Consider the following 19763-nt stretch of genomic DNA (forward strand, 5'->3'; position numbering starts at 1 on the left):
AACTGACGAACACAATACTCTTCGATCATCCCTTTAAACGAAGTCGGGTAACAATGAATTGGGAGGAGACGTCATGCCATCGAAGCAGAACGCGCTTTTTCTGTTCTTGTTTTTCGTTTCGATTGTTTGCGCGTGTGTGCAGGCGCAGCCGCTCAACCGAAACTCCGCCAAAGCACTCACCCCAGTCGCCCAGCATACCTATTTTTTTGTTGGCGGCAGCTATGGTGGCGACCCCGCCAAGCCGCTGATGAATGGCCAGATGTTTGTGGAGAAGCTCACGCCAGTAAAACGGCGGCACCCTTATCCGATCTTGCTTATCCACGGCGCGGCACAAACGGCGACAAACTGGATGGGCACACCCGACGGGCGGGAAGGTTGGGCTCAATTCTTCTCTGCCCAGGGCTACGATGTCTACATGGTGGACCAGCCTGCGCGTGGACGATCCGCCTGGCAGGAAGGCATTGACGGGAAGTTGAGCACCTTCGACGCGAAAACCGAAGAGAGCCTGTTCTCAGTGCCCGAACAATATATGCTCTGGCCACAGGCGAAGTTTCATACCCAGTGGCCGGGCAACGGCCCGAAGCATGGCAAGATCGGTGATCCGATATTCGACCAGTTTTATTCTTCTCAAGTGCAGTTCGTTGCCAGCGAGACAGAAACGGAGACGCTGATCCAGCATGCCGCTGCAGCCCTGCTAGATCGGATTGGACCTGCGATCGTACTGACCCACTCGCAATCGGGTACGTTCGGCTGGCTGATCGCCGATGTGCGGCCGAAACTGGTCAAGGCAATTGTTGCAATCGAACCCTCTGGTCCACCATTGCAGAACGAAATCCCTTTCGGTACCGACAAAGCGCGAGTCTGGGGCGTGACCGACATACCGATCACCTATGATCCGCCGATCACCGATCCTTCGCAGCTACAGGTCGAACAACAAGACAAGCCCGACAAGCCCGACCTCGCACGATGCTGGAGCCAAAAGACGCCTGCGCATTCCCTGGTGAATCTGCGAGTTCACCATGAGCGATCTCATGGCGGAATTCGACTTCGAACCAATCAAATTCAGGCTTGTACGGCGTCGATAACGCCGATTCCCTTCCTTCGAGCATCCGGCTGGTTCCTGAGTGAACCGGCCATTGGAATGACAGCATTCCGCGTTCGGTGACTGGCAACTATTGGCCGCACTCTGCCCGACGCGGTCGGCTCAGCTCGACCCGTCGCCGCCTCTCGGGGTCGGCTCCCCCAAGGTCCCAAAGGCGATGCCAAGCTGCCGTTCGCACCTGCGTCACCCGCCATTGTGTTTCAAGGCGACCTGCCGGGACGGATGGCTGCGTACGGCCCGCAGTGCCTGTTAGATCTGCACAGTCCTGATCTTCCGTAGGCTGGTTCTGCGAGATCTTCCTCCACGGAGCGCAAGATTGCCTCTACCAGAGCCTCTCGTGGATATGCGTTCTGCGTGACGAAGAGCGCGCCGATCGTCGGATGCGTCCGGGCAACGGGTACGGCCAGCGCCCAGTGATCAGCATTTACATAGCCGAGAAGCGAGCTTCCTGGAATGACCTGATCGTAGAAGATGACCTGACTGTCGTTTCGTGGGTCGACGCGTGCGAGCTTGTCATAGCTCGATTTCAGCACAGATGAGATGCGATCGGGATGCGGGAAGGTCACGATCGAGTAAAAGGGTACTTCGTCCGGAAGTGGGTGCTGCGCGAGCCACGCCTGCCGGGTCGCCGGTCTCAGGCTCTGCACGCCACCCCCGTCGCCCGACGTGCAAGTCGCGCCTGGAAGGTATCGGAGCAGATCGGCCTGATACTGCTCGGCATCGTTGGCAAGCGGCGACCCGCCGATCGCGCCGGCGGCACTTACCACCGCCGCCACACGGCTCCGGATTTCCGGATAGGCGACGATCGCTTCGAGGACGTCGGGCGCACCCTTCGAATAGCCAATCAGTACAATGCGCGGCGCTCCCTCAGGGGCGGGCATGGACATGAGCGCATCACGAATCTGGCGCGCGTTATTCGATGAACTCGACAGCGCGTCGACCTCGAGCAGCATTGCGCCAAATCCCGACAGACGGAGGTGCGTCACGACGGTATCCGGCGGATTCAGCCACGGTTTGAAACAGTCGTAGCCAATGCCGGGTACGACCGCTGCGACCAGGTGCCGGCGGGACGGACCAAGATCGACGGAACTGCCAGTACCCGCGGGTTCCGCGCCTACACGCGTCAGCGCGTCCTCACAAGACCTGTAATCAGGGAGTGCTGGACCGCGCGCTTCCAGGACCGCGCAATAGATTTCGCGGAAGCGCCCTCGCTTATCGAGTATCCCCGCCTGCGAGGCGGACACGAGCGCCAGCGGCGGCGTATCCGTAGAGTACGGGACCAGCGGCTTCGTAGTACATGCGCTAAACGCAACCGTTGCCACCACCGTTGCGATGGCAATCTGAAGCCCACGCAACGCATCCAGGGTAGCAGCCGGCCGGCTCGATGAGAGGAGCGACAGTCTCCCTCTAAAGTCACTGACGCGCATCGCCGGATGCTCCAGGTGGAAGGGCATCGGGTTCATCCAGATACGGCACCCAGTCGAGCATATCGACCTCCGACAGGCTGTGCGGTCGCGTCGCAAAGAACACGACCGCACGTAAGCCGTCCGTATAGTAGGTTGCGCCGTCCAGCGTCGTCCTTGGATGATTCGGCGATGCCGCGCCGACACCGTTCACGAATCCGAGCTTCTCAAGACCGCTCGAGTACATCAGGTCCTGGATCATGAGATTCCGCGCCTCGTCGATGTTCCCGTGCAGCGTGACATGTGTCCCGTCGCGTGGCGTGAAGCGCCCGCCGACAGGCCGACCGACCTGTGCGATATAGACCAGCTGACCCTGAAAGCGGATCGGCGCGAGCCATCCGCGAATCCATGTGGCAGGCGCGTTCGCCTGTGCCTGCTTGCGCATCACGAAGTCCGGTTCCCGCCCGAACACACGTTGCGCCCGATCGGACGGTTGCTCGTCACGCCGATAGTTGCGCCGGACCAGCGCGGCCCCGATGTCGGCGAGCTGGCCGACACCGACGGCGTTCAACGGATCGGCCTGCACCGTCCCGCCAGGGTCGGTGGCGCAGCGTGGCAGCTGTTCGAGTGCGGCGCGCAACGATGCCAGATCCTGGTAGTCCGTGACCGCGGTTTCGGGAAACGGAAAGGGAATCTGTGCGAGATGCGGATCCACCGTGCCACCGGGCACGCGCAGAAAGAGGGAGAACGGAATCAGGGTCTCGCTTCCAAACAGATCGATATTGACCAGCTTGATGCCATTAACGGGATTGGTGAAGAGAATGCCCGCGCGCGTCTCTCCCGGTGGGATCGGGTTAGGGAATGCGAGTTCACTGAAATAGTCGTCCATGCTCCTGTTCGTTGCTCCCCCGAACACGGTATGCATGGACCACGCCGCCTCGTGCGGCGAGAAGTAGGCCGGGTCGGTACCGGAGCGCAAGAGCCACAGCGCCTGTGAGGACCCATTCTGCACCTCGACCCATAGCGGCTGGATGCCTGCTGCGTTGACGTCGGTCCCATACATGCGCCGGCTGTCTGCGCTATCGAGCACCGTTGCGCCCACCTGCACGCGTTGACTGGCGGCGCGCACCTCACGCTCGCGCAGCGGTCCGACGTCGACCTGAGAGGGGGCCTGCCACGTCGCGCAGCCAGCCAGCAACAGCACCGGACCCAGCATGCGCACGGGCTGCCGTCGCGCGCGACGGATCGACTGAAGGTTCATGGCGCTGGCCCCTCGACAGCATGCCTGACCTTGTAGGGGGTGATCCAGGGGAAGACCTCGATGTGGTCGATCGATGTCGGTTCGCGGTCGAATACCAGTACGACGCGATAACCGTCGGTGTGATAGGGATCAGTGGTCAGGTTCTCGCGTGGCGCGGCGCGCGGTGCGGCGCCGACGCCGTTCACGAGACCCATCTTCACCAGATTCTGCGAATACACCATGTCCTCCGTGAACGCGGTACGCGCTTCGTCCACGTCAGGGTCGATCTTGTGTGTGGTGAGCGTCGGCGAATGGACGGTCAGACGGGTGCCGATATCCCGACTGATCTGTCCGACCCAGACGGGCTTGTCGTGGTAGCGAATGTTGCTGAGCCAGAGCCGCATATGGTTGCGCTGATGAACGTTGTCCCGAGCCTTTTGCAGTGCGAGATCCTGCGCGCGCCCAAACAGGTAAAGGTCGCTCACGGGTGCGTTGACGTAGGCTTTGCCGGACAGCGCAGCACCGATCATCCGCCAGATCGCCCCCGACCACTTCTGCTCCGTCAGACTCCAGCCTCGACGCACGAGGGCCGGAAAGGCGTCGTCGAGGCCGCCGACGATCACCAGATTGAGCGGGTCGCCATTCTCCGTGCCGTCCTTGTTCGTCGCGCAGCACGGCAGCGCTTCGAGCGCTGCGCGCAGGTTCGCGTCATTCGTGTAATCCAGAGTGGGCTCTTGCGGATCGGACGCGCGTTTGAATACCTGACTGGTCTTGTAGTCGGCCTCAAACCCCGGCACGGCCACGAATACCGAAAAGGTTCGGGCCCGTTCCCTCGCGACCAGATCGATCTGGACCAGCTTCGCCCCTTCGTTGAGGTTGGTCAGCACAAACCCCGCGACCGTCTCGCCAGGTCGGACCGGGCTACGAAAAGCGAGGGAACGAAACCGCCGGTCGAGTTCGCTCTCATGGTCGTGTGAGGCAGTCCCGGCAAACGCTTCGGCCGCCTCCGATGCAGGAAAGAAGTTCGGATCGAGCCCTGGCGACAGGAGAAAGTAGCTACGGTCCTCGCGATTCCGAACCTCGACCCAGACTGGCTGGATTTTTTTGTCGGCAAGTGGGACACCGTAGACGGCCGTGCTTTCCTCTGGCGATAGGACGGCTATGGAAACCTGCAGGCCGCCCTCGGTGCGTGTCACGGTGCGGTTCTGGTATGCCGGAACGGAGACCGTTGACCGCGTTGCGGTGCAAGCTGCCAGCGCACCGCTGACGACGACAACAACGATCAAACGCATCGCGACGCGGTTCATCAAGATACCTCTTCGTCGGAATCCTGATGCGTGGTCGCCGCCAGCCACTAACGCCGGCTGCTAGTACCGGGCTGTGCCACTCAAGGCCAGTTCTCGCGCACGCACTGAATACTGTCCAGTCTAGCGGGTCAGAACACGCGCGAAGGACGTTTTTCGGACTGTAAGAGCGGTGTTTCTTGTCGGAAGAAAAGCCTTCAGGCCGACGACCATCGAAGCCGCAACCGTCGTACGAGGCAAGCGTGAGAGCAGGGATGCCAGCAGCGGTCAACGGCGAGTTTCGCTCCGCTAATGAATTCCATGCCTGGCTTTGCGCCGCGCACTTCGTCATTGCGGCAAGCAGATAGTTCGGGGAAATTGGACGATGTTTCCAATGAACTTTGCATCTTGCGCCGAAGACGAACCCCTGCGTAATCCGAAAGATTGCAGCACGCCTTTCCCCTTCAAATCCATCGACGAGGACTGAGATGCAGAAGCGCACCCGCATGACGAGAGACAACACCGCCGATATGCCGTTCGCCGTGCTGATGGGGCAGATCGCCGAGGCGGGTGCGAAATGAGCGATCTGAGTGACTCACACGACGTCATCGTCGTCGGCGGCGGCTCCGCCGGCGCGGTGCTTGCCCGGCGCCTGAGCGACGACGCGAGCCGCACGGTACTGCTGCTCGAAGCCGGCGAGGCGTATCGGCCAAACCTGTTCCACGCGATCTGGCCGACGCCGACACGGTCACCGGACCGGACGGCCACAACTGGAACTACCAGGCCGAAGTCGGTCTCGGCGACCGGATGATGGCCGCGCCGCGCGGCAAGACGCTCGGCGGCAGCTCCGCCGTCAACGCCGCGGTGGCGATCCGCGCGCGCGATGCCGACTTCGCGAAGTGGCGCGCGGTGGGCGGCGACGGCTGGGAGTGGAGCGAGCTGTTGCAAGACTACCGGGCGATCGAAAACACGCCCGACGGCGACGATCGTCTTCGCGGCCGTCACGGCCCCTTGCCAGTCCGTCAGCGCCGGCCCGACGATTCCACGCGTGGCTCGACCGCGTTCGTCGAAGCGACCGCGAATCTCGGCTTCGCGCGCGTCGAGGATTTCAACGGTGCGCAGCAGGAAGGCGTGTCGCTCTATCCGCTCAATGTCGTATCCGGCCGGCGCATCAACACAGGCATTGCGTTTCTCGACGATGGCATTCGCGCACGCCCTAATCTCACGATTCGCGGCGGCGTGGAGATCGACCGGGTGTTGATCGAAGGCGGCAATGCGGTCGGCGTGGTCGATGCGAACGGACAGACATATCGCGCGCATCACGTCGTGCTGAGCGCGGGTGCGTTCGGCAGTCCGGCGATCCTGCTGCGTTCCGGCGTGGGTCCCGCGCAGCGGCTCGAGGCGCTCGGCATAGATATCGCCGCAGATCTGCCTGTGGGGCAAGGGCTTCAGGAGCATCCGTTCTACTACAACATCTACAATCTGAAGCCGGAGGCCAACAGCGCGCATCCCGCGTCGGGCGCGATTCTCTGGGCGGCGTCGTCGCTCGCCGAGCCGGGCGATCTCGATCTGCACGTGTCGGCGACACATCTGTTTCCATCGGATCAATCGCCGACCGGCGGCGCGATCGTGCTGGCGTGCGCGGTCACACAGCCCGAATCGCGCGGATTCGTCGATCTGGTCGATCGCAATCCGCGTAGCGCGCCGCGTATCCGCTTCAACATGCTCAACACGCAACGGGATATGGACCGGATGCTCGAATGCGTGAAGATTTCGCGTTCGATCGGCCGTCGGGCACCGTTCGCGAATCTGATCGATTCGGAGATGACACCGGGCAGTCATCTCGCCGACGGCAGCCCCGCGTTGCGCCAGGCGATCGAGCAATCGCTCGACGGTTACGCGCATCCGACGTCGACGTGCAGCATGGGCCGGCCAGGCGAAGGCGTGGTCGACAGCGGCGGCCGCGTGTACGGCGTGGACGGTCTCTACGTGATCGATGCGTCGATCATGCCGCAGGTTTGCAGCGCGCCGCCCAACATCACCGTCATGATGATGGCGTGGCATCTGTCGCGCCGCACGTTCGGCGTGAAAGGGTAGTGGCTTAAGTGCTTGTCATCCGGTCTGTCGAGCGACTCTCGCAGACCGGATGAACGCATCAATCGACGCTTATTTCTCCAGGTGTTCCGACAGAACGACGCCGTCTTTTCGAGCGCGCGCCGTGCCGTGCGAACGCCACGTTTAACAGATGGCGGCTTTGCGCCTCAGAGCGGTCGTCGCCAGCGAATTCGCGAACGGCTCTAACTGGCCGGTTGCAGTCCTATGCAATTTGCATGAACAGCTGGACTTCGGAATATCACACCGGGCAGCACACGACCCGCAGCCGACATTCGGCTGCGTGCCCGCGCGAGTCAGTTCTGTGAACCGCAGCGGCCATTCGCACTCAGGCCAGCGGTGACCGGTCTGCCGCACAGGAGCGGCAGACACCAATCTCGCCGTGCAGGATTCGAATACCGAAACTCAGCGTGCCGTCGCCGGAAAACGGGGGATATGCACTGTGAAGGTCGTCCTGCCTCCTGTCGATTCGGCCTGTATGGTGCCGTTGTGTGCACGTGCGATGCAGCGGCAGATGTAAAGTCCCAAGCCCATGCTCGAAGATGGTCCACTCGGCCTGGGCGAACGGTTTGCCCGTGTTAATGGATCAAACAGCGTCGGCAGGGCGGCCGCCGGTATCGGGGCTCCTTCGTTCGCCACGACGAGATTCAGCTCCTCATCGTGACCGAGAGCGCTCACGGCGATATTTCCTGATCCGTGCTGGACAGCGTTCACGAGCAGGTTAACCAGCAACTGGCCCAATACGGCCGCTGTCCCACCTGCCGGCAAGCTCGCCCGTGACGCACACGTCGATGCATGCGTCCGGATATGACGCGCGACCTCATCTGCCGCATCGTTGCAGATCCTTCCGATATCCTGCGGCGCGAAATCGACCGGAAGCGTATCACCCGGACGGGCACGGGTGAACACGAGAAGATCGTCAATCATATGCTTCATGCGCACGGCGCTGCGTTGCGCAATCGCGACCGCCCTGACGCTGGGTGACGACAGGCCACTGTCATGCAGAACGACCTCCGCCGAATTCAATATCGCGCCGAGGGGAGAACGCAGGTCGTGCGCCAGTACGCCGGCAAACAGATCCCGGATCCGCTCCGTACGTTGCGCGTACTGCCGGACCGATTCCGCGAGCATATGGTCGATTGCCTCATTGAACCGGATCATCTCCTGAGAGGCCGCCGCATCGCCGGGCAACGTCTGCTGCCATCGGCGCAGCACGCTGGCGCGCAGGGCTCGATATTCCGCCACCACGTCGTTGATGCCGTAGCCTTGTGCACGACGATCGTCCGCGTGCTCGTGGGCGACCCCTGTCGAAACCGGATGCCGGATCGTGTTCGTCGCCGCGCGACCTGGCCTGCTGCTGCTCAGCGGTCTACGGTTCGCGCATATCCACCGCGATCCGGATCAGGATGTCGCGTGCGGAGTTCCGCAACTGCGTGTCCGTGAGCCAGCAGAAGCCACTCAGTGCACGCCAGCATGCGTCTGCCCTGCTCACTTATCACGCGCTCGATGTCGGCCGCAGCCAGCGTTGTGCGCCCTCGATCGCCGCGGGCCCGGAGTCTGCCAGTTCGCTCAGTCGGCGCTGCAGCTGTGCCGGTTGGGGCTGTCCGCGCGCGGATGATGAGCCAAAGGTTAGCTCGACTCCGCTCAAATTCTTAGCCACGACGCCATGATGCACGCGCTGGCCGTCTCAGGAGTCGTCGGAAAGGTGCCGGCCAACGTCTACATGAAGTCACGTCTTTTGAGGCTCCTGGACCGGGCCGGTCCACCTTGCGGCAGTCGGCCGGGCGCGTCCTGATCGACCCGCCGACACCAGTTGTCAACGTCGGCCGCACATCCCTCAGATCCATGTTCGAACGATATTGATAGTTCAACCTTGAATGAATCTCGACAATGAAGCTCAATCAGCCCCAAATCGACGCTCATTCACTTTGAGATGTACCTGCTGGCGCGCGCGGCGGCTGTCGGGCCGGAGGACCCCCGGCTTTATCCTAGGGGTATCCCCCTAGTCGATTGCCAGGCGTACGACCGTGTGATGCCGCCTGACAGTGAACGGCGACCAACTACGCAGTCACCGGCTGAAATGATTGCGAAATGTCACAGCCGCAATCACCGCCACGCAGGGAATCAGCAGCAAGGCGCCCCACGGCAGTTCATTGCGCTCGACCGCGACATACCAATAGAGCCAACCAAAGCCGAGCGCGAGCACCGCAATGCCGACCAGCCACGTAATAGTGGCCAGCATCGCTTGCGACGGCTTGCGCACAGGTTTCGAATGTTCGGGAGTAGCGGGCATCGTGTGGTCTTTATTCATTTGGAGTGTCTGCATGCCGCCGGGCTTTGGCTCCGGCACCGCGCCTGCAGGCCCTTTAAGATTACTCGAATAAGCTGACACGCGCCTATCGCAACGCTCACAACGCGCATGCGGCTCCCCCGTCATCGCCAATTATCGCACTTCGCTTTTTCCGAACCCCAGCTTCCGCGTTTGCAGGTTTATCCGAATCCGCGCGTCCCCGAAACTGACGGCTCCCATCACTGCGGATCCAATCCGCGAAAAGGAGTCGAGACATGCGCACCTATCGTCGTAACAGCCCCGAAGCCGCCGCGCGGATCGTCGCACTGGCGCTGACCGCGGACGGACACGTCTGCAGTTCCGAAGACCGCGCGCTCGACCGGCTCAACGTCGCGCGCGAGCTCGGCCTCGCGCCGGGCCAGTTCCCCGGCATCGTGCAGGCGCTGTGCGAAGACCGGCTGCTGTCGCCCGCGTCGTGGGCCGATGCGACCGGCGATCTCGACGGCGATCTGCTGACCACGCTGATGGCCGAAATCGACGACGCGGCGCTGCGCCGCAAGGTGATGCGCCTGTGTCTCGCGGTCGCCGTCGCCGACGACTATCTCGCCGACGGTGAAATCGCACTGCTCGCCGCGATGCTCGAAGCGTGGCGCCCGCATCGCACGGCGATCGCGGTGTGACCGCGCTGTGACATAAAGCGGCAATGCCGCCGCCCTACCCGCGCGGCGCGGCCAGCACCTGCAACGCAAGCGGATGATGCTGGCCGCGCCGCGAGCGGATCGCGTGAATCTCCTCCACGACACCGTCCGCGCGGCCTAGCCAGCGCAGCCCGCGCATCAACGACAGGTCTTCCGCACCAAGCTCCGCCAGCGGAAACACCCCGAGCCCGCGCGCCGCGAATACCGCCATCAGCGCGCTATCTTCGAACTCGCCGGCCACCCTCGGCCGGATGCCCTCGGCCTCGAACCATCGGTCGAGCCGCGCACGCAGCGCGGCATGCCCCGTCGGCAGCAGCACGGGCAGTTCCGCGAGCGAAGCAGGAAAGTGGTCCTTCGCGGACTTCTTCACGAGTGCGGCCGGCCCGTACCAGTCAACCGCCGACTCGGCGACGCGCTCGCTGAACACGCGCAGATCGCTGTTATGCGGCGCCGGCTGACACGCCAGCACGAGATCGAGCCGGTGCTGCGCCAGCTCCGTCAGCAACTGGCCATGCTCGCCCTCGTGACACAACAGCCGCAGCGACGGCGTATCGAGCACCGGCTCAAGCAGCGCATGCGCGGCGAGCTTTGAAATGCCGTCCGACAAACCGACCGCCAGCCGCGCAGCCGGCTCATTGGCGGCCTCGCGCACCTCTTCGACGAGCGTCGCACCGAGATGAAAAATTTCTTCCGCGCGCCCGAATGCGGCCTGCCCTGCTTCGGTCATCGTCACGCCGCGCCCGGCCGGCTTCAGCAACTGGCGGCCCATCGACTTCTCGAGCTCGCGCACCTGCGCGCTGATGGTCTGCACGGCCATGTCGAGATGCTCGGCCGCCCGCGCGAAACCGCCCTCCTTCACCACGACCCAAAAGTAGTACAGATGGCGAAAGTTCAGCATACCGACCTCGTTTCGGAAAAACCGATGCAGAACTGCGATTATGTCTGATTTCTTCGAAGCGAAAAGTAGCCGAAGATAATGGCTAATGCACCACCTGACGCATCACGCAATTCCCTGAAATTTCCCGCGCCTTTCAGCGCTTCGTCTGATCAATTTCAAGTTGCCAACCCACCGCCATGGACTACCTGCTCACTCTAGCCGCCGACCCCGCCGTATGGGCGGCGCTCGTCACGCTCGTCGTGATGGAAGTCGTGCTCGGCATCGACAACCTGATCTTCATTTCGATCTTGAGCAACAAGCTGCCGGAAGCGCAGCGCGAACGCACGCGGCGCATAGGCATTCTGCTTGCGCTCGGCATGCGGCTCGGTTTGCTCGCAACGGTCGCGTGGATCGCGCGCCTCACCCAGCCCGCGTTCGAACTGTTCGGACACGGCTTTTCGTGGCGCGACCTGATCCTGATCGCCGGCGGCCTGTTCCTGTTCTGGAAAGCGACGCGCGAAATGCACCATCACGTCGCGCATGACAGCACGAACGGCGGCGCCGTCAGCGCGGTCGGCACGCTGACCGCGTGGGCCGCGATCAGCCAGATCCTGATGCTCGACCTCGTGTTTTCGGTCGACAGCATCATCACGGCGGTCGGCATGACCGAACACGTGCCGATCATGTTTGTCGCGGTCATCGCCGCCGTCATCGCGATGATGTTCGCCGCCGGGCCGCTGTCGCGCTTTATCGAACGCAACCCGACCGTGGTGATGCTCGCGCTCGCGTTCCTGCTCGTGATCGGCATGGCGCTGATCGCCGAAGGTTTCGGCACTCATGTGCCGAAGGGCTACATCTACGCCGCGATGGGTTTCTCCGCGTTCGTCGAAGGTCTGAATATCGTCGCGCGCCGCTCCAGAACGCGCGGCGCGGCCCGCACAGAAGAAGCCGATCGCCCCAGTGCGGAAATTTCGAAGTCGAACCTCGGATAAGCCAGATTTTTTCGTCGTGCGCGGCGCGTTAGATTGAACCCATCGCCGCGCTGAAGCGAAGCTGAACCGAAGCGGCCCGGCGCGAACCTGAACCGGACTCGAATCGAACTCGAAGCAGCGCGAACGAAACGCAAAGGAGCACATCATGAAATGCCCAGTCTGCAAGACCCCTAATTTGCTGATGACCGAACGTCAGTCAATCGAAATCGACTACTGCCCGAGCTGCCGCGGCGTATGGCTCGATCGCGGCGAACTCGACAAGCTCGTCGCGCAGGTCGAGACGACGCCGGCGCGCGGCGACGATCGGCAGAACGCTGCCGCTCATGACCACCACCGCGCGCGCCCGCACCACGACAGCGATCGCCGCTACGACGACCGGCATCGCGACGACTATCGACACGACAGCCGATACGGACAGAGTGGATACCGTAAGAAACGCTCGCTGTTCGACATGTTCGACTTCGACTAAGCCTTCAACAAGGCTACGTCGACGCAAAAGACAGACCCTCTGGCTCTGGCCGCCAGGCCCTCGGATTGGCTAGAGCTATTTGGCCGGCGTAAGCCGGCCTCTTTTTTTGCCCGCTCGCTTCCACTATTGTTTCCGCCCGCTTCTTTCCGCCCACTCGATTCTCTCTTTCATCGCTCCCCATTCCGTGCATTTAAAGAACTTCAGTGCGCGGAAGGAAGTCCCATCTATTTTCGAAGGACAGAATGCGTGGCGAGCGGAATCGTGCCAACCGCGTGTACCGCGTGTGCCCATCACGTGCACCAACCGCGCGCACCCACCACACGTACCCGCCGCGCCATTCATTCCAAGAGGAGCTGATTGTGAAATTCCCGGTTCAGAAGCTGTTCGCATCCCGTACCCTTGCAGCCTGCGTGGCCGTCGCCGCGTCCTTCATCAGCGTGGCCGCGCTCGCGCAAACCGCGCAAGCCGACGAGCAGCCGACCCGTGCAAGCATTCGTAAGGCAAACCATCGCCTCGAGCACAACGTGCGCACGGCGATCACGCGCGCGAAAATTCCCGGCGCCGATATCCGTATCGTCGCGCGCGGCGGCAAGGTCACGCTCGACGGCACCGTTCCCGATCAAGCCATGGTGCAGCCCGCCGGCACAGCCGCAGGCACGGTGGCGGGCGTCACATCGGTGCAGAATCTGCTGACGATGCGCGAAGCCGGGCACTGAACCCGCCAGCGGCGGCGGCAGGCGTCGCCGCGTGTGCGCTGCATGAGCGCTGCCGGGCCGCGCGCGCCGCATCGAACCGCATTCGCTGTGCGTACAAGTCTGCGGAACACGCTGCGGCGTGGCTCTGCGGCGTCCAACATTAAACTTCGCGCCACTGAGCGGAATCGCGCCGCCGCTTCAGTATCCTGAGTCCCGATTTGAATCCGGCTCACCGGGCACGGCATCATGCCGCGCACCGGTGACTTTTTCATGCACTCGAGGACTCGCATGCGCGCAAAGCTCAACGGCACACAACTCTATTTCGACATCGACGGCGCCGGTCAGCGCGCATCGGGCGGCCATCTGATCGACAAACCGACCTTGATCGCGCTGCATGGCGGCCTCGGCTTCGATCACGTGTATCTGCGCGACGGACTCGGCCCGCTGCGCCACGACGCGCAGGTAATCTACGTCGACTTGCGCGGCCAGGGGCGCTCCGGGCGGCCCGCGCTCGCGTCGTGCACGCTCGAGCAGATGTCCGACGATATTGCCGCGCTGTGCGACATGCTCGACATCGAGCGAGCATTCGTGTTCGGCCATTCGGCGGGCGGCTTCGTCGCGATGCATACGGCGCTGCGCCACCCGTCGCTCGTGCAAGGGCTGATCCTGTGCGGCACGTCGCCGACCGTGGCGCCGCTGCCCGACTATGAAGGCGACCCTGCGCCGACGCTCGCGTCGCGCGGCAACCGTGAAGCGCTCGAGGTCATGGCGCGCATCTCAAGCGGCGACATCACGACGCAGACCATGGATGACTTCGCGAAGATTGTCGGGCCGCTGCACACCACGCCTTCGCGGCCCGAAATCTTCCCGCGCATCTTCGCGGCGTCGAGCACGACGATCGAGATGATCCGGCATTTCATGCAGTCGATCGCGCCGACCTACGATCTGCGACCGATGCTCGAACGCATCGCGGCGCCGACGCTTGCGATCGTCGGGCGCCACGACTGGGTGTGCCCGCCGCGAGCGAGCCGCGCGATCGCGCGAGGCATACCGGGCGCACGGCTCGTCGAATTCAACGATTCGGGCCACTTTCTGTTCTCCGAAGAACCCGAGAAATTTCGCGAGCTCGCGATCGGGTTTATGACGGCTCACGCGACTCAAACGTAAGCATGCACGGTGGGAGTGTTAGCATTCTCGTCACCTTTTTTTGCGGGGCACCGCCCCGGGCGTAGGCTACGTACGTCCTACGCCCGGTTGCGCATACGGCTGTACCCGGCCGCTTTCCGCCGGCGCAGTCTGTACACTCAGACGCCGCTATTCCAGCGGCTGCGACGGCATCGCGTCACCACGATTTCATGGCCGGGCGTGCGAACGTCTTCGATCACGATCGGTTCGACTTACTACTTCGTCATCTTCACGATGGTCATGGTGCCGTTCACGTTCTCGACTCGCACCTTCACGTTGTCGCCTTCCTTGACGCTGCTCAGCATCGCCGCATCTTTCGCCTTGAACGCCATCGTCATCGCGGGCATGCCTACATTGGTCAGCGCCCCGTGCTTGAGCGTCACCATGCCGCTCGTCGCATCGACACCCTTGACGGTCGCATCGGTCAGTGCGTTATGTTTGCTTGAGGCCGAGTGGTTCATCATCGCGCCATTGCTCATGTTCATGCCGCTCATGTCATCGGCAAGAGCCACCCCGATGCTTGCGGCAGCGGCGACAAATGCAGCGGACAGAATCATCGACTTCTTCATAGTGTTTCTCCAGTGTGGGTATGCGGCACGGACGCGCCAATAGGGGACGAGGGCACTCGCGTGCCGGTCTGGACTGCAAAAGTTTTCGATACTTCACGGCTACGCGGCAGACGGCGGCGCTGCAATAACAGCCACGCCGCGGGAATGACAAACATCGACAGCAGCGGCGCGGTGATCATCCCGCCGACCATCGGCGCGGCAATCCGCTGCATCACTTCGGAGCCGGCGCCATGGCCGATCATGATCGGAATGAGGCCTGCGAGCACGACTGCGACCGTCATCGCTTTGGGCCTCACGCGCAACACCGCGCCCTCGCGGATCGCGTCGGTCAGGGTCGCTTCGTTCAGCGGTTCGCCTGCCTTCAGGCGGCGGTTCAGCGCTTCCTTGAGGTACAACAGCATGACCACGCCGAATTCCGCGGCCACACCCGTTAGCGCGATAAAGCCCACCGCGGTCGCCACCGACACCGCATGGCCGAGGATCCAGATCAGCCAGAATCCGCCGACCAGCGCGAACGGCACCGTCGACATCAATAGCAGCGCGTCGGCGGCCGAGTTGAACGTGAGGAACAGCATCACGAAGATCACGACCAGCGTGACCGGAATCACCAGGCGCAGTTTCGCCGCTGCGCGCTCGAGGTATTCGAACTGTCCGGACCACTCGATCGAATAGCCGGGCGGCAGCGTGACCTTCTGCGCGACGGCCTGCTGCATCGCCTTCACGGCGGTTTCGAGATCCACGTTCCGGATGTCGATATAGACGTAGCCGGATAGCCTCGCGTTTTCGCTGCGAATCATCGGCGGACCATCCTCGATCGCGATGTGCGCAACGTCACCAAGCGTAATCTGCGCGCCACGATCGGTGACGACCGGCAACTCGCGCAGTTTGTCGACCGAGTCCCGCACGCCTCGCGGATAGCGGATATTGATCGGGAAACGCTCGCGGCCCGCAATCACTTCGCCGACGTTATCGCCGCCGACCGCCGACGACACGACGTCCTGGATATCGCCCACCGCGAGCCCGTAGCGGGCCGCTGCCTGCCGGTCGATATCGACGTCGATGTAGTGTCCGCCGTTCAGTCGCTCCGCGAGCGCCGACGTGACGCCCGGTACGCCCTTCACCGCGCCTTCGATCTGCGCGGCAACCTGATCGATCTGCTTCAGCTCCGGCCCGGAAACCTTGACGCCCACCGGCGTCTTGATACCGGTCGACAGCATGTCGAGCCGGTTGCGAATCGGCGGCACCCAGACATTCGAGAGCCCCGGCACCTTCACTGTCCGGTCGAGCTCGTCGACAAGCTTCTGGGGCGTCATACCCGGCCGCCATTCACTGCGCGGCTTGAACTGGATCGTCGTCTCGAACATCTCGAGCGGCGCCGGGTCGGTCGCGGTGTCCGCGCGGCCGGACTTGCCGAATACCGTCTTCACTTCCGGCACCGTCTTGATCAGCCGGTCGGTCTGCTGCAGCAGTTCGGACGCTTTCGAGGCCGAGATGCCAGGCAGCGCTGTCGGCATATACAGCAGGTCGCCTTCGTCGAGCGGTGGCATGAATTCGCCGCCCAGATGCGAGAGCGGAACGACAGTGAGCGCGAGCGCGACTGCAGCGAGCCCGATCACGAACCACGGCCGTCGCAAGGTGCCGTTGAGCAGCGGACGATACAGCTTCACCAGCACACGGTTGATCGGATTGCTGGTTTCATGCGGGATACGGCCGCGTATCAGATAGCCCATCAGTACCGGCACGAGCGTCACCGACAGTCCGGCGGCGGCCGCGATCGTGTAGGTCTTCGTGAAGGCCAGCGGCGAGAACAGCTTGCCTTCCTGCCCCTCCAGCGAAAACACCGGAATGAACGACAGCGTGATGATCAGCAGCGAGAAGAACAGTGCCGGACCGACTTCCGCCGCCGCGGTCGCAACCACCTCCCAGCGTTGCGCCGTTGTGATGGGTTCGTCCGGGTGTTCATGCTCATAGGCCTCCAGGTGCTTGTGCGCGTTCTCGATCATCACGATTGCCGCATCGATCATCGCGCCGATTGCAATGGCAATGCCGCCCAGCGACATCAGGTTCGCGTTGACGCCCTGATAGCGCATCACGATAAAGGCGGCGAGCACGCCGAGCGGCAACGAGAGAATCGCGACGAACGCGCTGCGCAGGTGGAACAGAAAGACCGCGCAGACGAGCCCCACGATGATGAATTCCTCGATCAGCTTGTCCGTCAGGTTGTCCACCGCGCGTTCGATCAGCTGTGAGCGGTCGTACGTCGTGACGATTTCGACACCGGGCGGCAGCGAGCGCTTGAGGTCCGCGAGTTTCGCCTTCACGCCTTCGATTGTGGTCAGCGCGTTCTTGCCGGAGCGCATCACGATCACGCCGCCCGTCACTTCGCCTTGTCCATTCAGCTCGGCGATGCCGCGGCGCATTTCGGGGCCGATCTGGATGCGCGCCACGTCGCCGAGCAAAACGGGTGTGCCCGCATCGTTGGTGCGCAGCACGACGTTGCGGAAGTCGTCGAGCGTATGCAGATAACCGGACGAGCGCACCATGTATTCCGACTCAGCGAGTTCGACGACCGAGCCGCCGGATTCCTGGTTCGCCTTCTTCAATGCGTCGGCCACCTGCTGTTCCGTGATGCCATACGCGCGCAGCTTGTCCGGATCAAGCACGACCTGATACTGCTGCACCATGCCACCGATGCTCGCCACTTCCGACACATCCGGGACCGCCTTCAGTTCGAACTTCAGGAACCAGTCGTTGAGCGCGCGTAGCTGGCCGAGGTCGTGATGGCCGGTTCGATCGACGAGCGCGTACTCGTACACCCAGCCCACGCCGGTCGCGTCCGGCCCGAGCGAGACGGTCGCGCCCGGCGGCAGACGGCTTTGCACCTGGTTCAGATATTCGAGCACGCGTGAGCGCGCCCAGTACTGGTCAATCTTGTCGTCGAACAGCACATAGACGAAGGCGTCGCCGAACGACGAGTAGGCGCGGATCGTCTTCGCGCCGGGCACGCCGAGCAAGGTGGTGGTGAGCGGATACGTCACCTGATCTTCAATCACCTGCGGCGCCTTGCCCGGATACGATGCCTTGATGATCACCTGCGTATCCGACAGATCGGGCAACGCATCGAGTGGTGTTTCACGCAGTGAATACACGCCCCACGCGACCACCAGCACAGTCGCGAGCAGCACGAGAAAGCGGTTCTGGATGGACCAACGGATGATGCGTGCGATCATTTGGCGCCTCCTGCGGGTTCCACTTTCGTGAGCCGATAGCCGTCGTCGGACTGTTTGAAGACGAAGTGCACGGTGTCGCCGACCTTCACGTCTGCGAACGCATTCGGCGCGGGCTTGTTGAACGACATCGTCATCGCGGGCCAGCCGAGCGCGGGTATCGGTTGATGCGAGAACGTCATGCCCGTCGGCGTGACCTGTTCGACCTTGCCGGTGGTCTCGTAGGTCGGGGCCGCGCCGGCAGTCGATGCCGACGTGGGAGCGGACGCGCCGGATGCGGTCGTAGTGCTTGCAGCTGTATCGCTCATCGGGCCCGTCGCGCCCGATCCCGACACCGGTGCGGACGCCGGTGCCGATGCACCTTCAATACGCGGCAGCACCGACTTCAAACTCGCTTCCGAATCGATCAGGAACTGCCCCGATGCAACGACCGTGTCGCCATCGTTCAGGCCGCCCAGCACTTCGGTTTCGTTGCCGACGTCGTTGCCGACCGTCACAGTGGCAGGCTGCAGGCGTCCGTCGCTGTTTTTCACGATCACGACCGAGCGCTTGCCGGTGGTAATCACGGCTTCGGACGGCACGAGCAGGCGCGATACCGTTTTCGCGCCGCTTACATGCGCGCGCATCAACATGCCGGGTGTGAGCCTGCCATCGCCGTTGTCGATCTCGAGCCGAGCCTGTAGCGTGCGGCTCGTCGTGCTGATGCCCGGCAGGATTTCGCGAATGCGGCCCGTGAAGTGCCGGGTCGGATCGCCGCTGAAGGTCGCATCGACGCGCATGCCGGGCCGCGCCTCGAGTGCGAGTGCCTCCGGAATCTCAACGATCAGCCACAGCTTCGACAGGCCCGCTACTTTCGCGAGCGTTTGACCCGGCGTCACCATCGCGCCGTCGCGCACGTTCAGTTCGCTGACGACGCCGCTTTCGGGCGACGACAGCACGATATGCGTCTGCGCGCGGCCTGTGCGATCGAGGCTCGCGATCACACCTTCGGGAATCGACATCGCACGCATGCGCGCACGCGAGGCCTGCAGCAATGCATCGTCCATACCGCCGCGCTTGAGCGACAGATATTCCTCCTGCGGCGCGAGCCAGTCGGGCGCGAACAGCGATGCGACCGGCGCGCCCTTCGCGATGCGCTGCATCGGTGCACTCGCATACAGATGGTCGATATAGCCGTTCACGCGCGACTGCACGACGTCAGCCTGCGATTCGTCGAACTGCGTGGTGCCGATCGCGTCGAACCCTTCGCTCGTTTCGCGCCGATGCACGGTCGCATAACGGATACCGAGGTCCTGCTGCAAGCCCGGATTGATGCGGATGCCGGTGCTGCCGCCGCCATCGTCCGCATAGACAGGCTGCAGCTGCATATCCATAAACGGTGATTTGCCCGGCTTGTCGAAGTGCTGGTTCGGTACCATCGGGTCGTGCCAGTACAGCACCTTGCGCCCCGCTTGCGGGTCGACCTTGTCGCCCGAGGCCGCAGTCGCGGCCATTGCGGGCATGGGACGCGTCGACGCCGCGCGATGCACGCCGATGAAATAGCCTGCTGCTAGCAACGCCACGCCCGCAAACACCGAAAGCACCGACGCGACGATCGGTACGATTAGCTTCCTGTTCATTG

General features: G+C 63.0%; 17 protein-coding genes. 8 read left to right on the top strand and 9 right to left on the bottom strand.

Annotated features, from left to right (window positions below):
• Positions 1-73: 73 nt before the first annotated feature.
• Positions 74-1165: an alpha/beta hydrolase gene (locus tag KZJ38_RS16870; protein ID WP_219797340.1), complete on the top strand. Its 1092-nt coding sequence runs from the start codon at positions 74-76 to the stop codon at positions 1163-1165.
• Between the two features lie 137 nt (positions 1166-1302).
• Here KZJ38_RS16870 and KZJ38_RS16875 read toward each other — a convergent pair whose 3' ends face one another.
• The 3 genes from KZJ38_RS16875 to KZJ38_RS16885 are packed head-to-tail and all read right to left on the bottom strand — an operon-like array spanning position 1303 to position 5052.
• Positions 1303-2529: a hypothetical protein gene (locus KZJ38_RS16875; protein ID WP_425518365.1), complete on the bottom strand. Its 1227-nt coding sequence runs from the start codon at positions 2527-2529 to the stop codon at positions 1303-1305.
• Positions 2516-3766 carry an LssY C-terminal domain-containing protein gene (locus tag KZJ38_RS16880; RefSeq protein WP_219797342.1) on the bottom strand — a complete coding sequence of 417 codons (1251 nt, stop codon included), beginning with the start codon at positions 3764-3766 and terminating at the stop codon, positions 2516-2518. Before KZJ38_RS16880 ends, KZJ38_RS16875 begins: the two co-directional genes overlap by 14 nt.
• Positions 3763-5052, bottom strand: a complete 1290-nt coding sequence (locus KZJ38_RS16885) for an LssY C-terminal domain-containing protein (protein WP_219800401.1) — start codon at positions 5050-5052, stop codon at positions 3763-3765. The genes KZJ38_RS16880 and KZJ38_RS16885 overlap by 4 nt, the downstream gene beginning before the upstream one ends.
• A 553-nt stretch (positions 5053-5605) precedes the next feature.
• Between KZJ38_RS16885 and KZJ38_RS36920 the strand changes: the two genes are divergently transcribed.
• Both KZJ38_RS36920 and KZJ38_RS36925 read left to right on the top strand, forming a co-directional pair.
• Positions 5606-5839 (top strand): lycopene cyclase family protein, encoded by a 234-nt coding sequence (locus KZJ38_RS36920; RefSeq protein ID WP_281425783.1) that lies wholly within the window; start codon positions 5606-5608, stop codon positions 5837-5839.
• Positions 5836-7125 (top strand): GMC family oxidoreductase, encoded by a 1290-nt coding sequence (locus KZJ38_RS36925; RefSeq protein ID WP_281425784.1) that lies wholly within the window; start codon positions 5836-5838, stop codon positions 7123-7125. Before KZJ38_RS36920 ends, KZJ38_RS36925 begins: the two co-directional genes overlap by 4 nt.
• A gap of 420 nt (positions 7126-7545) precedes the next feature.
• Here KZJ38_RS36925 and KZJ38_RS16895 read toward each other — a convergent pair whose 3' ends face one another.
• Both KZJ38_RS16895 and KZJ38_RS16900 read right to left on the bottom strand, forming a co-directional pair.
• Positions 7546-8388, bottom strand: a complete 843-nt coding sequence (locus tag KZJ38_RS16895) for a sensor histidine kinase (protein ID WP_246641516.1) — start codon at positions 8386-8388, stop codon at positions 7546-7548.
• An 820-nt stretch (positions 8389-9208) separates the two neighbouring features.
• Entirely contained in the window at positions 9209-9451 is a 243-nt protein-coding gene (locus tag KZJ38_RS16900) for a hypothetical protein (RefSeq protein ID WP_219797344.1), read from the bottom strand.
• A gap of 254 nt (positions 9452-9705) precedes the next feature.
• On the opposite strand from KZJ38_RS16900, the gene KZJ38_RS16905 reads away from it, so the two are divergent.
• Complete coding sequence (locus tag KZJ38_RS16905; protein WP_219797346.1) at positions 9706-10110, top strand: transposase; 405 nt, start codon at positions 9706-9708, stop codon at positions 10108-10110.
• Between the two features lie 34 nt (positions 10111-10144).
• Here KZJ38_RS16905 and KZJ38_RS16910 read toward each other — a convergent pair whose 3' ends face one another.
• Positions 10145-11026: a LysR family transcriptional regulator gene (locus KZJ38_RS16910; RefSeq protein ID WP_219797347.1), complete on the bottom strand. Its 882-nt coding sequence runs from the start codon at positions 11024-11026 to the stop codon at positions 10145-10147.
• Positions 11027-11202: 176 nt separating this feature from the next.
• On the opposite strand from KZJ38_RS16910, the gene KZJ38_RS16915 reads away from it, so the two are divergent.
• The 4 genes from KZJ38_RS16915 to KZJ38_RS16930 all read left to right on the top strand — a co-directional run bounded on the left by KZJ38_RS16915 (position 11203) and on the right by KZJ38_RS16930 (position 14328).
• Positions 11203-11997, top strand: a complete 795-nt coding sequence (locus KZJ38_RS16915; RefSeq protein ID WP_219797349.1) for a TerC family protein — start codon at positions 11203-11205, stop codon at positions 11995-11997.
• A 145-nt stretch (positions 11998-12142) separates the two neighbouring features.
• Entirely contained in the window at positions 12143-12466 is a 324-nt protein-coding gene (locus tag KZJ38_RS16920; RefSeq protein WP_219797351.1) for a TFIIB-type zinc ribbon-containing protein, read from the top strand.
• 359 nt (positions 12467-12825) lie between these two features.
• Positions 12826-13182: a BON domain-containing protein gene (locus tag KZJ38_RS16925; RefSeq protein WP_219797353.1), complete on the top strand. Its 357-nt coding sequence runs from the start codon at positions 12826-12828 to the stop codon at positions 13180-13182.
• Positions 13183-13449: 267 nt separating this feature from the next.
• Positions 13450-14328, top strand: coding sequence for an alpha/beta fold hydrolase (locus tag KZJ38_RS16930; protein WP_219797355.1), 879 nt, complete (start codon positions 13450-13452; stop codon positions 14326-14328).
• A 233-nt stretch (positions 14329-14561) separates the two neighbouring features.
• On the opposite strand, the gene KZJ38_RS16935 is transcribed toward KZJ38_RS16930, so the two are convergent.
• Genes KZJ38_RS16935 through KZJ38_RS16945 form a run of 3 tightly spaced genes read right to left on the bottom strand, consistent with a single transcriptional unit; the run spans position 14562 to position 19761 of the window.
• Positions 14562-14915, bottom strand: a complete 354-nt coding sequence (locus KZJ38_RS16935; protein WP_219797356.1) for a copper-binding protein — start codon at positions 14913-14915, stop codon at positions 14562-14564.
• Positions 14912-18145 carry an efflux RND transporter permease subunit gene (locus KZJ38_RS16940; protein ID WP_219797358.1) on the bottom strand — a complete coding sequence of 1078 codons (3234 nt, stop codon included), beginning with the start codon at positions 18143-18145 and terminating at the stop codon, positions 14912-14914. The genes KZJ38_RS16935 and KZJ38_RS16940 overlap by 4 nt, the downstream gene beginning before the upstream one ends.
• Positions 18142-19761 carry an efflux RND transporter periplasmic adaptor subunit gene (locus KZJ38_RS16945; protein ID WP_219797360.1) on the bottom strand — a complete coding sequence of 540 codons (1620 nt, stop codon included), beginning with the start codon at positions 19759-19761 and terminating at the stop codon, positions 18142-18144. Before KZJ38_RS16945 ends, KZJ38_RS16940 begins: the two co-directional genes overlap by 4 nt.
• Between the last annotated feature and the right edge of the window lie 2 nt (positions 19762-19763).

The sequence above is a fragment of the Paraburkholderia edwinii genome (assembly GCF_019428685.1).
In the GTDB taxonomy this organism is placed as follows: domain Bacteria; phylum Pseudomonadota; class Gammaproteobacteria; order Burkholderiales; family Burkholderiaceae; genus Paraburkholderia; species Paraburkholderia edwinii.

Bases quoted from the DNA above. Each gene is read 5' to 3' on its own strand.
- KZJ38_RS16870 (WP_219797340.1), top strand. From the start codon at position 74: ATGCCATCGAAGCAGAACGCGCTTTTTCTGTTCTTGTTTTTCGTTTCG.
- KZJ38_RS16875 (WP_425518365.1), bottom strand. From the start codon at position 2,529: ATGCGCGTCAGTGACTTTAGAGGGAGACTGTCGCTCCTCTCATCGAGC.
- KZJ38_RS16880 (WP_219797342.1), bottom strand. From the start codon at position 3,766: ATGAACCTTCAGTCGATCCGTCGCGCGCGACGGCAGCCCGTGCGCATG.
- KZJ38_RS16885 (WP_219800401.1), bottom strand. From the start codon at position 5,052: ATGAACCGCGTCGCGATGCGTTTGATCGTTGTTGTCGTCGTCAGCGGT.
- KZJ38_RS36920 (WP_281425783.1), top strand. From the start codon at position 5,606: ATGAGCGATCTGAGTGACTCACACGACGTCATCGTCGTCGGCGGCGGC.
- KZJ38_RS36925 (WP_281425784.1), top strand. From the start codon at position 5,836: ATGATGGCCGCGCCGCGCGGCAAGACGCTCGGCGGCAGCTCCGCCGTC.
- KZJ38_RS16900 (WP_219797344.1), bottom strand. From the start codon at position 9,451: ATGAATAAAGACCACACGATGCCCGCTACTCCCGAACATTCGAAACCT.
- KZJ38_RS16905 (WP_219797346.1), top strand. From the start codon at position 9,706: ATGCGCACCTATCGTCGTAACAGCCCCGAAGCCGCCGCGCGGATCGTC.
- KZJ38_RS16910 (WP_219797347.1), bottom strand. From the start codon at position 11,026: ATGCTGAACTTTCGCCATCTGTACTACTTTTGGGTCGTGGTGAAGGAG.
- KZJ38_RS16915 (WP_219797349.1), top strand. From the start codon at position 11,203: ATGGACTACCTGCTCACTCTAGCCGCCGACCCCGCCGTATGGGCGGCG.
- KZJ38_RS16920 (WP_219797351.1), top strand. From the start codon at position 12,143: ATGAAATGCCCAGTCTGCAAGACCCCTAATTTGCTGATGACCGAACGT.
- KZJ38_RS16930 (WP_219797355.1), top strand. From the start codon at position 13,450: ATGCGCGCAAAGCTCAACGGCACACAACTCTATTTCGACATCGACGGC.
- KZJ38_RS16935 (WP_219797356.1), bottom strand. From the start codon at position 14,915: ATGAAGAAGTCGATGATTCTGTCCGCTGCATTTGTCGCCGCTGCCGCA.
- KZJ38_RS16940 (WP_219797358.1), bottom strand. From the start codon at position 18,145: ATGATCGCACGCATCATCCGTTGGTCCATCCAGAACCGCTTTCTCGTG.
- KZJ38_RS16945 (WP_219797360.1), bottom strand. From the start codon at position 19,761: ATGAACAGGAAGCTAATCGTACCGATCGTCGCGTCGGTGCTTTCGGTG.